This is a genomic window from Bacteroides sp. (assembly GCF_052357945.1).
GTDB lineage: Bacteria > Bacteroidota > Bacteroidia > Bacteroidales > Bacteroidaceae > Bacteroides.
Genome location: NZ_DAWCXD010000011.1, coordinates 58055 through 71994 on the forward strand (window position 1 = coordinate 58055; position 13940 = coordinate 71994).

Annotated in this window: 13 protein-coding genes, 1 tRNA gene and 1 pseudogene; 3 read left to right on the forward strand and 12 right to left on the reverse strand. The window is 40.5% G+C overall.

The genetic code is table 11. The features are described from left to right. Positions 1 to 171: 171 nt before the first annotated feature. The 9 genes from rpsT to ACT8YW_RS04760 all read right to left on the reverse strand — a co-directional run bounded on the left by rpsT (position 172) and on the right by ACT8YW_RS04760 (position 8880). The gene (gene rpsT, locus ACT8YW_RS04720; RefSeq protein ID WP_004309474.1) at positions 172 to 426 is read right to left on the reverse strand and encodes a 30S ribosomal protein S20; all 255 of its coding nucleotides are present in this window, start codon (positions 424 to 426) and stop codon (positions 172 to 174) included. 41 nt (positions 427 to 467) lie between these two features. Then, positions 468 to 539: transfer RNA gene (locus ACT8YW_RS04725), tRNA-Glu, on the reverse strand. 529 nt (positions 540 to 1068) lie between these two features. Then, the gene (locus tag ACT8YW_RS04730; protein ID WP_444104172.1) at positions 1069 to 2043 is read right to left on the reverse strand and encodes a FimB/Mfa2 family fimbrial subunit; all 975 of its coding nucleotides are present in this window, start codon (positions 2041 to 2043) and stop codon (positions 1069 to 1071) included. A gap of 31 nt (positions 2044 to 2074) precedes the next feature. Then, positions 2075 to 3568, reverse strand: coding sequence for an Mfa1 family fimbria major subunit (locus ACT8YW_RS04735; RefSeq protein ID WP_444104173.1), 1494 nt, complete (start codon positions 3566 to 3568; stop codon positions 2075 to 2077). 24 nt (positions 3569 to 3592) lie between these two features. Beyond that, entirely contained in the window at positions 3593 to 5008 is a 1416-nt protein-coding gene (locus ACT8YW_RS04740; RefSeq protein WP_444104174.1) for a hypothetical protein, read from the reverse strand. Between the two features lie 251 nt (positions 5009 to 5259). After that, entirely contained in the window at positions 5260 to 5829 is a 570-nt protein-coding gene (locus ACT8YW_RS04745; protein ID WP_004298230.1) for a DUF3575 domain-containing protein, read from the reverse strand. A 12-nt stretch (positions 5830 to 5841) separates the two neighbouring features. Then, on the reverse strand, positions 5842 to 6873 hold the full coding sequence (locus ACT8YW_RS04750) for a DUF3868 domain-containing protein (protein WP_004298229.1): 1032 nt from the start codon (positions 6871 to 6873) through the stop codon (positions 5842 to 5844). Positions 6874 to 6898: 25 nt separating this feature from the next. Then, positions 6899 to 7570: a DUF3575 domain-containing protein gene (locus ACT8YW_RS04755; protein WP_004298228.1), complete on the reverse strand. Its 672-nt coding sequence runs from the start codon at positions 7568 to 7570 to the stop codon at positions 6899 to 6901. A 350-nt stretch (positions 7571 to 7920) separates the two neighbouring features. Next, positions 7921 to 8880, reverse strand: a complete 960-nt coding sequence (locus ACT8YW_RS04760; protein ID WP_118418760.1) for a tyrosine-type DNA invertase cluster 3b — start codon at positions 8878 to 8880, stop codon at positions 7921 to 7923. A gap of 141 nt (positions 8881 to 9021) precedes the next feature. Here ACT8YW_RS04760 and recO point away from each other — a divergent pair, with 141 nt between their 5' ends. The 3 genes from recO to ACT8YW_RS04775 all read left to right on the forward strand — a co-directional run bounded on the left by recO (position 9022) and on the right by ACT8YW_RS04775 (position 12033). Continuing rightward, positions 9022 to 9750: a DNA repair protein RecO gene (recO, locus tag ACT8YW_RS04765; RefSeq protein ID WP_444104175.1), complete on the forward strand. Its 729-nt coding sequence runs from the start codon at positions 9022 to 9024 to the stop codon at positions 9748 to 9750. A gap of 95 nt (positions 9751 to 9845) precedes the next feature. Then, positions 9846 to 10799 carry a hypothetical protein gene (locus ACT8YW_RS04770; RefSeq protein ID WP_444104176.1) on the forward strand — a complete coding sequence of 318 codons (954 nt, stop codon included), beginning with the start codon at positions 9846 to 9848 and terminating at the stop codon, positions 10797 to 10799. Between the two features lie 7 nt (positions 10800 to 10806). Further along, positions 10807 to 12033: an acyloxyacyl hydrolase gene (locus tag ACT8YW_RS04775; RefSeq protein ID WP_444104177.1), complete on the forward strand. Its 1227-nt coding sequence runs from the start codon at positions 10807 to 10809 to the stop codon at positions 12031 to 12033. 208 nt (positions 12034 to 12241) lie between these two features. Here ACT8YW_RS04775 and ACT8YW_RS04780 read toward each other — a convergent pair whose 3' ends face one another. The 3 genes and pseudogenes from ACT8YW_RS04780 to ACT8YW_RS04790 form a co-directional block, all read right to left on the reverse strand. Then, positions 12242 to 12967: a DUF5036 family protein gene (locus tag ACT8YW_RS04780; protein ID WP_444104178.1), complete on the reverse strand. Its 726-nt coding sequence runs from the start codon at positions 12965 to 12967 to the stop codon at positions 12242 to 12244. Positions 12968 to 12997: 30 nt separating this feature from the next. Continuing rightward, a complete protein-coding gene (locus tag ACT8YW_RS04785) occupies positions 12998 to 13585 on the reverse strand; it encodes a hypothetical protein (RefSeq protein ID WP_444104179.1) in 588 nt (195 codons plus the stop codon). A 32-nt stretch (positions 13586 to 13617) separates the two neighbouring features. Next, positions 13618 to 13940, reverse strand: a pseudogene (locus tag ACT8YW_RS04790) (hypothetical protein); the annotation flags it as partial.

The following is a 13940-nucleotide window of genomic DNA, read 5'->3' on the forward strand; positions in this document are numbered from 1 at the left end:
GCAAATATAGTGAAAATTGTCGACTTGGCGAAGAATAATCACTGAAAAATAAAGAATGCGGGTTGATTCTCCGCTTTCTTGATAAGTTTGATATTCAGTTGGTTATAAACAAGAAAGGCCGAACTTAAAAGTTCAGCCTGGATGCTATATAGAATTGTTAAATTCTTGTTATTAAGCGAGCTTGTTGATGTAAAGAGCCAACTTAGATTTCAGATTGTTAGCTTTGTTTTTGTGAATGATGTTCACTTTAGCCAACTTATCCAACATCTTTGTAATGCCTGGATACATTGCAACTGCTTCTGCTTTATCAGTAGTTGCACGAAGCTTTCTAACAGCGTTTCTCATGGTCTTGCCATAATATCTGTTGTGAAGTCTTCTTGTCTCTTCTTGTCTGATTCTTTTTAGTGATGATTTATGATTTGCCATCTCGACTAATCTGTTTTTTAGTTCTTTATTCTTTTAACTTGTAGCCCGTGGGGGAATCGAACCCCCCTTTCAAGAATGAAAATCTTGCGTCCTAACCGATAGACGAACGGGCCATCCTGTTGTTGCATTTCTGCATTTTGCTTTCTCGAATCTGTGTTTGTTTCTCGATTGCGGATGCAAAGGTAGGAACTTTTTTGAAACTGACAAATGATTTATAGGAAATTTTTCATTGAATATGTATTTTTCTTCAAAGTACCCATTATTTTATATTGATATTCAATAAAATAAATGGTCTCAGTTTTTATAAAAAAAATCTCCCCAGTGAAAAATACTGGAAGGTGTTCTCTTCCATCTACCTTATTATATTATAGTGGAATAAAAAGACTGCTTATTTTTGTGATTTCTCTTGTAACAAAAAAAGTGCATTCTTTCCTCGCTTGGGCAGAATGCACTAAACACAAACAAAACAAACAATTTTAATAAAACGATATTTTCATGAAAAAATCGTTTTATTAAGACGCTACATGTAGTGGGAAACATTACATGAGCAGAGGGTAAAAGAACCCACTAGGGTACTTCGCAGTAGCCTTTATAAATACATCTCACCCAAATATTGTTTACATACTATTTCGTCACACGTTTTTAAGACTCCAGTTCGGAGTTGTTCAGGCGTATAATCCATCCGTTAACTTGCATTCTTGGGCATATCTGCGGAATTCCGGTATCTGATGGCTGGATAAAGAACAAAAGCGTATATGAGTCCTGACGGTCGAGATACTCCTGGTCACTCATTTCACCTATATCATTGTAGATTTTGGATAACAACAGATATTGAGTGAGTGGGAGACGAAGAATGTTCTGGCCGCTTGGTATATGTTTGATTGATAAGGTTGTCTGATCTCCTTTCATGATACGTAATGTATTTAATCTCGCATGGATGACCGGAGTTTGCTCGGACATTACAGCCACTTCCTTCTGGTATGGAAGATAGTAGACTGGAGTTGTACCGACCGGTGTGTTTGTGTAGTCTATTATTCCGTTGGCAGATTCCAGCGTAAAGGAAAAGTCCTCTTGGCTTAGAGGGGCATTTGCTTCATCTTGAAGAATGCATGAGAAATAATTAGTATCTTTCACTAAATTGGCGGTAATAACCTGATACTTTTGACTAATAGTAATATTTTCAAGGCTACTGTAAAAGAGTGCATTCAGTTTCTTGTTCGACTGATTCTTATTATCGCATGCCAGTGATATATTCAGGGACCTTCGTTCCGTTTGTCCAGCTTTGAGATTAGGGAGCTGGTACATGTGGTTGGATGTCCCTCCCCATATAAGCAAACGATAAGTTCCTTCGGGAAACGGCACTCTTACCATACAGTAGCCTTGATGTAATGTAATGCTGTCTACGTCCACTCGATCCACATATTTATCATCTTTGTCGAAAGCAAGGATGGTAATGTCGCTTACTTGTGTGGAGGCAGCGTCCACATCTAGTATATTATAGGTATACGAGATTTTCAGCCAAGTCCCGGAAGGGCAGTCTGACAAGTCGTCGTTCACCCAGTCGCAGGATGAGAACAAGGCGATGGCACTGATAATATAGAGTAAAAATGGACGCATTTATAATAAATTTAGTTCGGGTGGCCAATACTTATTCAAGTTCTATACCTTGATTACGTACGGCCCACGGAAAAACATTGAAATTGATGTCTAGTTCGGCTTTATATTCATCCGGCTGATCCGGGTCGATGAAAGGTTCGCCGCTACCGAGTCCTGCAATTTTGTTGACTGACAATCTGTATATATTGTTGCGTACGATACCGAATTCCATAACACCCATTTCCGGAGAATTATTATCAAGGTGTTTGATCCAGTAATTGTAATAACAAGAGTAGTTTTCCGTTTTCTTGAAACGTTTGATACTATATCGAGCTAGCTCTTCTGTTGTCGAGTTATCAGTGACGTCGTCCGGCAAATTATTAAGGACTAGTTTACGGATTGCATCTACGCTGGTATAAAAGTTGTAATTGAAGTAGAACATATTAGTCGGCCAGTTGGACTGATTGCTAACTACATCGCCATTTTCATTGAAAACGCGGTCGGGGGCAATATCCATGTTGGCTTTGAACATAACTCCCGTGCTGTATGCATTCAGTTGGGCGTCAAGGAACATACAGTTTTCCAGGCAGTAGATATGTGACCAGCTGTTAGCTTGAGCCATGCCTGCCCAGTTGCCGTCGTTGATATCCAACTGTACTAGAGCTTGTGCAAAGAAACCGTCGGCGTTTGTAAAGTCCCCGGCGTTCTCCACTGTTTTCTTGAAGAAATAAGGATCGATAACATAACCATTGTTGTCGTTGATATCACCGAAGTTTTCATCAGTATATGAGTCTGGTTCCTGAAAACTGTTCAGTACTGCTGTATGGCGGAAAGTATAAAACTGGGTTGCCAAGTTCAACATTCTAAAATTGTTCAGTTTGATTGTACAGTAGGTCTTTCCGGATGGGTCTGTTAGTGGGAAAGTTTCTTGTGTTTGAGTCAGTTCAACTTTGGCAACCACGCGTTCAAGACCGATGGATACACTAGTCACTTTATCGGAGTCTGTAGGTTTCTTCACTTCAACGTTCAGATTGGCAGCTCCACGATTGGTCATAACGAAACCGTTTTCGGGTACGCTTGGAATTTTTCCTGCACTGTAAGTTACGGCATCAACTGCATTCAGAAAAGCCTCTTGTGTGCTGATATTTCCTGTGATTGCTTTTCCGTTAGCTATGGCAAAGATGTTATAAGTTCCCGGATTTACAGTGATTTTGTCGGCGGTGTACTGTATGTTTTGACCGCTCGTAACTGTCCGGTTGATGTTTTTCAGTTCCTGCTGATCTTTGAGCGTTTTTGTGGTCGAGTCAAATAGATAAACAGTGAGACTCTTTACCGCATATTCTTCTTTAGAACCTTCGGTGGTAACGCCGGACGATTCGGCACTTCGACTGGTAGCAACGTTTGGAATCTCGAAGAACAAGGCGAGATTGCCATTTGACTCTGAATGAGTATCATCGGTGATGACAACATCTGCATCATTGATGCAACTGTACTGTGTGACTGCTGCGAATAAAAGCAGTGACATTAATTTACTGAATCTTTTCATTTTACATTTGGTTTTAATGAGTGTTTATTTTAGTGCACGGACTAATTGCAGATTATTATCCGCTTGTGATAGTCCTGCTTTTTGAGCTTGTCTGAATAAGTTCTCTGCTTCCTCATAGTTGTTTTTAAGAAAGCATAGAACTCCTTTTGCTAATATTGTTTCCGGTACTTCCGGAGCTTTTTCCAAATAAGTGGCAGCTGTTTGGACGTCTCTTTGCATCAAGGCTATGCAGGCGGCATTCAAGTTGGCTGTGGGATTATCGGGAAATAGTTGTACGGCAGTCATGAAAATCTGATTATAAGTTTCGCTTCCAGGTGTACTGGCAAGTGCGAGACGAAACATTTCTTCAAGACTCAAATTTTTAGGGTTTGTAGTAAAGACTTTCCGGGATTCTGCAAGAGTAAACGGGCGTACACGATACTCAATAGTGTAGTCGGAATGTCTAAGTAGAGTAAACCAATGCTTCAGGACAAAATCGTAGAATGCAGGGAAGTGCTTTTTTAGCTTTCTCTCCTTGCTATCGGGGTGAATGTCGCTTGTTATGGTTTTTATTATCGCTTCTTTCTCTTGAAAAGTCGTATCACAGAGAAGAGCTTCAAATCCTTCCCAATCTTCGGGAGTATAGTCTGTCTGGATATGCGCTCCGTCGAATGTATATAGCTGATTTACATACTCTTTCACAGATTGAGTACGTTCACGGGCCAACTTCTCATTGAGTCGGTAAGGTCCGTCGGGTGAAGCGTAGCCGTGAATGCTGATGTGTGTGATGGTAACATTGGTGTCATTTTTAATGGTGTTGATTGTTTCAATAATTTTATTCAGTTCTACTGTATTGTTGCTGTACGTTTCGTATATAGCAGTCACATTGACAGGAAAATCAATAAATGCGCACCCTTTTTCTTCTCTGATTTTCGAGGTTTCCACTTGGGGAGTCAAGAATACGAGTTGTGGAATAGGGGTTGGCTGTGGGTGTAAACGGGCGATACAAGTGAAATTTTCTTCACCCGGAATCCCACAGCCACAGCTTTTCTCAACGAGTGAGAGAGTGGCATGATTCATCCAACTTTCGAAAGGTACAGATTGCAGATAATGCATTGTCTGCCGACTTCCGTTTTTTCTTTGCAATGCTTCGGCTTCTTTTTCCTTCTTGCCGGCTTCGCGCAAAAATATGATGTGTTGTTTTCGGCTGTTGATATAGATAGCTGGTAATTCCAACCGGTGTTCCAAACTGTCACTGACAACAGGTACCAATGTCATTGATTCATTGGGCAGGAAGTCACGGGTGATTTCTATTTCAATAGAAACCAGTAATTCTTTCCCGGCCTTGTGCAGGCTGGAGGAAGTGGCTCGAACAGTGCCATCATCTCCTGTTACAGGTGTCTGTGCCTGAAGAGAAAGAAATAAGATGGCTGCAATGATAAAAGTTCCTCCTGTTTTCATAATTTTATAACTAAATGACTTCTTATCTGTAACAAAAGCAATCATAACTCACCATGGATAAATTCGTGAGATGATTCCTTGCTGTTGCAATGCTTTCAATATCTTTATGTCCTTTATTGATCTGCTGATGCCTCCATGCCCTAGATAATATACTCTCCATGGGGTAGAATGGCATTGACGTGCTATTCGTATGTAGATACTTCTTCTTCTGGAGAACCAGACTTTCCATAAACTTTTCATCCTGTTTTATTTTAAAATAGATAAACTAAACTTATTGAAGCCTTACTAGGCCCTATGTAATGATAATCACCTTTGTCTCGTAATCCGGCGCATTCCTTGACGCAGTTGTACTGCTTGTAGCGGATAAAATCGTATCCTACTCCCAGACTTGTTTCTATATTCCAATGATTATCCAGCATCCAGTGATATCCGGCACTGATACCTCCACCTGCCAGCCATCCTTCATATCTGTATTTTTTCAACCCGGCGAATATACCGAAAGGCAGTTTTTTCCCTCCGATATTGAATTGTGCCCCATTGAGGTAAGCACCCCAGAAAAAGCCGTTAAACTTCTGACAAGTCCAGTATTTATATTCTGGCTGTATCAGCCAATAGCGGTTCACATATTTCTCTTCCCGTTTCCATGGTCGCAGACTGCCGGTCAGTTCAACTGTACTTTTATTTCTTATGGCATAGGAGACTCCGGCTTCGAAAGCCCCATCTATTGCCGGAAGCGCATTCACGCTGACTGCTACTCTCTGTGAGCGACAGTGGAGCCAACCAACTGATAAGAATAGGAATAAGAATAAGAAATATTTCATTGTGTCTGTTTGTTAAGGACGTTTATTATTTTCAAAAAATACATTCAGATTGTAAGAAGCTTCTTCGGAACCTTCTGTCTTAGCAGCCTTTAACATGCGAATACCTTCGTATGTGTTTCCAGTCATCAGCTCATATACACCCCGACAATTCTTGTAAGCAAGGCTGTCATGAGGAGCCATCGATAAAAACTTGCTTATTGATTGAGTGTCTCCTTGTTCGATGGCAGCAGCGGCAGCGTTTAGGTTGGCGATGGGGTGTACAGGATACAGTTTGACACTGATGTTAATAATTTGGTAAAACTTAGCTTTGTTATCTGCATACGACAGAGCTACGGTATAGAGTTCGCGGAGCGACAACATTTGTGGATTGACATCAGCCATAATCTTAGCTTCTTCAAGATTAAAATTCAACTCTTTCTGGTTTCGTATATCTACATCATCCGTAGCCGGGGAAACATACGAACCTTTATATTTCATTTTTGTGGTTGTCATATCAGCTGGAGACGTGTTTTCTGCTGTTGACGTAACCTCGTCCGGATTCTTTTGGGAGGATGGGAGTGCAGCAGGTTGAGATGTAATGAGTAAAGTATCTTTCAACGCTTGTTCACCTTCAGGACGGATGATTGTTCTCCGAAGGAGGAGAGTTGCGTGGTTCATCCAATCTTCTGCGGGCAACGAAGTTCGGTAAGCGATGGTGCGGGAATGACTTTCGTCGATACCGGCAACGAGGTAGGTTGCGTTCTCTTCCTTATGCTCGCTTTTTTTTCGTAATATCTGGTTACGCAGATATAATTTTTGTTTTTGTTTGCCGTTTAATAAGATGGAAGGTAGTAAGATTTTTCTTTCCTGTCCGGTTAAGACGGGCGTTAGTCTGACGGCATTTTTAGACTCCATATTTTCTATCTCTACCGATACATCCATGGAGAGAAGTAATGAATCTGCCCGCACTCCGAGAAAGTGTGGAGTAATATCCAGTTTAATGTTTTGTGCCGGGAGTAGATTGCATATCAATAAGCTGAAAAATATGAATGCTTTCGTTTTCATTTTATGTGGTTATTATTAGGTTGATTTATCGGATGAAATATATAATTGATATTCCTGCTTGTGTAGGTCCCCAGTAGTTGCAGCTTGATTTTTCCAATAGGGCTGCACCTTCAGACTGTCCGTAGCGTTTATAGTTAAGGTGTGCATATCCGAGTGAGATTCCAGCTTCCAGATTCCATTGAGGGCTGATTATCCATTGATAACCGTAGGAAATGCCGAAACCCGCCAGATTGCCTTGATATCTGTTGTGAGCAATCTGCCTGTTCTCAATACCCAGCATTTTCCCATTGTTGAATCCCCAGGGGAGCATTCCTCCAAAATTGAACAAAGCATAGTGTAGCTGAAAGCCGATAAAACTTCCTGTGAATACTTCATTAAACCATTTACGGTATTCTGGCTGCAACAGGAAATGCTTCATCTTTTTGTTCCCTCCGAAGTTCCAGGGGTTGTAATTGAGGGAAAGGCTGATGGTATGCGTATCGTCACATCGCACTTCTCCTCCCATATTGAGAGTAGTGGTTAGATCGTAAAGCAGATTGCTTTTAATGGCTATATTTTGTCCGCAAAGGTTCGAAGCAGGCAGAATACATGCAACAAAGGCAATGATGGCTAGCCCATGTTTAATGTTTGCTGCATGTCTCCACCTGTTGCTGGCAGCAGACCTTTCATTTTTGCTGATATTGGGTTTGTGTGTCATAATTATTTGTTTATGTGTATCTGTTACTTCTTAGGTAACGGAACTCCTGTTTAATGACAGGAACACATGGGGGAAAAGTAAAAAAGACGGTGGTCTTTTATTGATATATGTCTCTGGAAGCTTTCGGACAGAAAAAAGTGGTCCGATGATTGGCAATAGATAGTTGGAACATGAACTAAAAGTGATTCGTGTTCTCATATCTTATTTTATTCTTCGAAAGAAGTTGAATAAAATAATGTATAATTAATTTGGAATGTAATACTCTTTTTATATATCTTTGTGCAGTATTTATATCCGTTACCTAAGAAGTAATGGATAAGGCAGATTGCTGATAGATAGTTGTTTATGTGTTATTGATGACTTGTGTTGTAAGATTCTACGTAAAAACAATTCAATTGATTGGCTTCTGTTCTTTTCTTCAAACCAAAACCTTTCAGATAAGTTTGTGTGGTTTTTATAGATTTATGTCCTAGTGATTCACTGATCATTTCAATAGGGATTCCCTGGTATTTGGCATTTGTTGCCCAAGAATGCCGGATGGTATATGAACTGACAGGTGATTTTAGGTTTAGTTCTCTTGACAGGCTTTTTAATTGATTGTTGAATCGGCGGAGGGCTGACTGATATTCCTTATATATGCCTTCTTCTTTTCGTCTCTTATCTCCTCTCATTATATTAAATAGGTAGTCTGGGCAATCTTCTCTCGGTGGATTGCTGTTACGCAGCTTGTTTATCTCTTTCTTGGAGGTGTCCAGGATTTCAAGACTTATTGGTGTGCCTGTTTTTATACGATTGTATCTAAGGATTCCGTCTTCCAATGCCGATTTCTCTAAATGTGCGAAATCAGAGAACGGCATACCGCAGAATTGGAACATCAACCGTGCGATAGCTTGCGTACGGATTAAGTGTTGGGATTGAGGGGCTTTGTAGAGAAGTGTATGCAGTTCGCTGACCGGGAGCGCCTTTTTCTGTCGTACATCTACGCCAGTGTATACGTCACGAAACAGCCGGGGGATAAAGCGGGCTACCCCTGCTTCTACACCACGATTATAGATGCTGCGCAACATACGCATATAGGTCGAAACTGTGTTTGGCTTCAACCCATGTTCGTGTAGGTGCTGCCCGTATCGTCTCAAACTATCGCGAGTGATCTGCCCGAAAGTTATGCTGGGAGTACCACAGAACCTTGTGAATGACAGAATTGCATTCTTATACACATGTGCTGTCGAATAACGACCTTCTTCCTGTAAATTCCGGATGTATGCTTTGGCGCATCCGGTAAATCCGTTTTTATTACTTTTTCGTTTCATAAGCTTGTTTATCTTTACTTGTTATTCAGGGACTATAACAAAAGTAGTTATCTTTTTTGTTGTTAATGCCTTTAAAATCTCTCCGATTACCTTGTATTTTTTGTAGCTTTGCTTCGGATTTGGAAATGAGGTTATTCAGTTATGCTGCAGAAAACGAAAGGAATAGTTCTTCATACGTTGAAATACAATGATACTTCTATCATTGTAGATATGTATACGGAGTTGTCCGGCAGAGCTTCTTTCCTTGTAACAGTGCCTCGTTCGCGAAAAGCGGCTGTGAAATCCGTACTTTTCCAACCGTTATCTTTTATTGAGTTCGAGGCTGACTATCGGCCTAATGCAACACTTTATCGTGTGAAGGAAGCGAAATCTTTTTATCCATTTTCTTCCATACCTTATGATCCGTATAAGTCTTCGATGGCACTTTTCCTGTCGGAGTTTCTTTACAGGGCTATCCGGGAGGAGGCAGAGAACCGTCCGTTGTTTGCCTATCTGCAACATTCTATTATTTGGCTGGACGAGTGTGGAGAGGGATTTGCCAATTTCCATCTGGTTTTCCTGATGCGTCTTTCGCGTTTTCTGGGGCTTTACCCGAACCTGGAAGATTATCATACCGGCGATTATTTCGATTTATTGAATGCCTGTTTCACTTCCATTCGTCCCCAACTACATTCTTCTTATATCAATCCTGAAGAGGCCGCCCGTCTCCGTCAGTTGATGCGCATGAACTATGAGACCATGCATCTTTTTGGTATGAGCCGTGTGGAGCGTACTCGTTGCCTGACGATTATGAATGATTATTACCGCTTGCATCTGCCGGACTTCCCGGCATTGAAATCACTGGAGGTATTGAAAGAACTGTTTGATTAATTAGTAACTTCTTGCGGGTTTGTATGCTGTTCCTGAAAATATATGTTACTTTTGTCCGTAGAGAACAAAAGAGAATGAACAAAAGAGAAAACAATATGAAAAGATTCCTATACCTGACGGTCTGTCTTCTCATCCTGGGGGAGTTTTATGGTTGTAACGGAGACGTATTTGTCGACGACTTCCGTCCTTCCGATTCCGAACTGGCGCTGGACGGGAACGGGGATGTTGCCACTATTCAATTTGCAGCTGCCAATTGGGATTGGCTAGCAATGTATACAGCTTCTAGTCTTCCCGTTCAATATAAAGTATATGATGCGGACAATCGCTTGGTAACAAATGGCCAAGGTCCATCGCTGAACGGATTGGGAAAGATTGTGTGCACCGGAGAGATGATTGATTTCACCATCGAACGTGTTCATCCCGAAGAAGTGAAGATAACGGTGGGCGAGAATGCCCTTTCCGCTCCTTTTCAATTCCTGCTCACGGCAAGCAACGAATATGAGTGGCAGGAGATACACGTCGAGATTTCTCCGGGAGACAGATATGTGATGGATAGTATCATTTATTCTTTGAATGCATATTCTTACGATCCGGAAAACAGGATAGAGAAAAAAGAAGGCGTCTCCTTTCATAACTTAACAGATGTTTCGTCTACATACACGTTTTTTCCTTTCGAGTCTTTTTACCATTTTATGAGGTTCAAAAGCGATGTGCCCGAAGCTTTTCAATTACTGGGCGAAGCCGGTCTGACAGTGGAAATACCAAGTATGAAAGACGGATATTTAGTGATGAACGGCAAACGGGCGCCATTCATTTCTGAGCAACAAATGTTGCCTTGCCCTAGTACGGAACAGAACAAAGACATAATTCCTCCCCGGACTTCTCGATACTACACCTTATCGATGATGTATGATTGGTTGGAAACGAGATATACCCTCTATGTTTCTCACTCCAAAACCAAGAAGCAACGAATCGTAACCGGCACGTTGCATAGCGAAATGCCTGTAAAATATTATATAACACACAAGGATATACCTTTCAACAACTAGCATATCAATGATTAGAAATAGGAACGCCATACGGTTGCTGTGCCTCTTTTGCCTTCTGGTATATCCGGCAATCAACGCAAATCTGGAAGCCCAGACAATCATCGGACAACGGAACGATAGCGTCAGCCATTCCCTGATCCGCCATCAGCTTGGCTTTGACATCCGTCCGGGCTATATCGTCTCCACCCATAGTTTTCTGCAAGGAGACAATATGCAGCAAAAGAAAATCGACCAATCGCTTTCTTTCCATCTCAAGTACGCTTTCAGATTTAGCAAAGAATCCAATCTCGGCAGGCTCTTTCCTCATACCTATCAGGGCATTGGCGTTTCCTACCATACCTTCTTTAGTCCCGTTGAATTGGGAAATCCGGTGTCGGTATACGCTTTTCAAGGGTCACGTATCGCGCAACTGTCGCCCCGTCTGTCGCTCGATTACGAATGGAACTTCGGAGCTTCTTTTGGCTGGAAAAAATATGACGAACTATCCAACCCGCAAAACGTACTGATTGGCTCCAAGATCAATGCGTACATCAATCTCGGCTTTTTGTTGAACTGGCAAGTTCACAAGTACTGGAAATTGGCGGCAGGTGTAGATCTCACCCATTTTTCCAATGGAAACACGCATTATCCTAATGGCGGTCTTAATGTTATTGGAGGAAGAATCGGCATCGTACACACTTTGGACGCGGATGAGGCGCCCGGTTCCATCACTCCTAGACGGCTCTTTATAAAGCCTCACGTCAGTTATGACTTGGTGATCTACGGAGCCACCCGCAAAAGGGGACTGATCGGAGACGATGTGTCGAGTATGATTCCCGGTTCGTTCGGTGTGGCGGGCATCAATTTCGCCCCGATGTATAATTTCAACAACTATTTTCGGGCAGGGCTTTCTGCGGATGCGCAATATGATGAGAGTGCCAATCTTAAGGAGTATAGAGTGGGCAAGTTTTACTCGGGCGATTTGAAGTTTCATCGTCCTCCTTTCCGTAAGCAATTTGCCATGGGGTTATCTCTTCGGGCAGAACTGGTGATGCCTGTTTTCTCTATCAATGTCGGCGTCGGTCGGAACCTGATATACAGCGGTGGTGATATGAAAGGGTTCTACCAAATTCTGGCTCTCAAGACTTACGTCACACGCCATTTGTTTTTGCACGTGGGGTATCAGTTGAGCAAATTTAAAGACCCCAACAATCTGATGCTGGGGCTTGGATATAGATTTCATGATAAACGATGAATAGCTTCTCCTTTTCTCGTAACTCTTTTTCTATTTCTGGAGGGATTCTTAGATCTATTGCTTTTATTATTATTCGAAGTATTTGACATATACGGAGATTTCACGTGCTATCTTATTATTGTCAGCATCGATAAAGTCGTATTATGGTACTTCCACTTTTGATGGGTGATAATCCCTTTGTTTTACTGGCCAATAAAGTCTTTATTGCTTATTCCACGTGGACTTCTACGATCGTAAAGACATTGTTTGAACGGATATAAAGGTCAAATGTTCCATAAGGTCCGTTGACAATGTCAGGTGCTTTAGTTAGGGTTATTCTTAATTTGTTATTGGCATATGTTACATTTAATCCTTTTATACCTGCGCTATGTTCTTTCAAGAAAAACTCAATATCTTGGGGTAATGCTAATTCAACCGTTTCACCTATGCGGTAAAGGCTTCCAATATTATACCTATATGCAGGCAGTCCATTATTGTTAGGGAAAACAGATATATATTTTACAATTGCACCGATAGTCATGTCACTATTTACTATTTTAGATACAACATAGGCTTGATAATAACTTGCTTCTACTTGAATAGCGTAATTGCCTGACGGAAAATCTATCAGTGTATTTTTATCAAAAATCTGATAAATATGCCCGGGTGTAACCGCCACTTCGTGTGTGAGGTTGGTTAATGAGGGTAGAATATCTGCTCCAACTCCTGCGCCATTTCCTACGTCAGAAATAAAATTAGAAGATGTGACGAAGTTATTAGCTTCATTGATATAAGTTTTTGATTCACCTAAATAGGTTTTTCCATTATGCTCATTAAGCATATTGAGTGTGATGGTATCTGCCGGATCATCTGGCGTGTCATCATCACTACAATTAACGAAACACATAGTACAAAGGGATAACAAGAAAATCCCAACTATTTTTTTTGTATTCATTTCTTTTTAATTTTTTGATTTATCAGGAACTTAGTTTGACTTGGTGTTTACAAATATTTTATCGATATAATAGTCAATACTCTTTGAGGCATTGCGGAATAATAGTTGAAGCTTGTATTTCCCTTTAGGATATTCTTCTTGAGAAGGTAAAAAGAATCTTATTTTGACGCTTTCATGAGGAGGTATTAAATATCCTAGATCATTTTTTACATAATTATCCGGATAAACTAAAGGAATCCATGAATTATTACTTTCTCTATAGTGCAAGAAAGTATTGCTAATATAGGTAATTGTATCGTTTGTATTATTAGTAATTTCTGTTTTCAAGAATCCGTCTTTTGAGCAGGGGTCTTTTAATAAAAAGCACACTTTTATATGCTCATTTTCTCTTGTAATAAATTCTTTCCCTTGCATTTGTTTTTCTTCTACAATCGTTTCTCCTGGCTCGATGGAATTAATGAAATGTGATATATCCATTTTATATGAATTAAGAGAGTCAATACTATTTTCATATTCAAGGTTTACAGTGCTTTTAGAATTGCCTGTTTTATTATGACAACTGATTAGCATGAATAAAACAATTCCATTGGTTAGCAAAATCGATATTAATTTGAGCATAAGTTAAGTATGAAATGGATTGGATAAGTTACTTATCCAATCCATTGGTGAATATTATTTGGCTTCGTATAAGAATAATTGCCTTGTGTATATATGACATCATTCTCGCCTATTAACCTTATAAGAGTAGTTTTGGCGCTTTCTATTTCTCCTTTAAGAAAAACAACAAGTTTACCATCCCCGTTAATATAACTTCCTCCATAATAGTCCGGATAGTCACTAGTACTTAATGAACGACTTTTTGTCATTCCAAATGATTCTAATAATCTTATGCCAGCCTCACGAGCTTTTTCATTGTTTCTTTTTACAATGTTTGGCTGTTCGTTGTTTTCTCTCTGAAGTACATCGTTTGAAG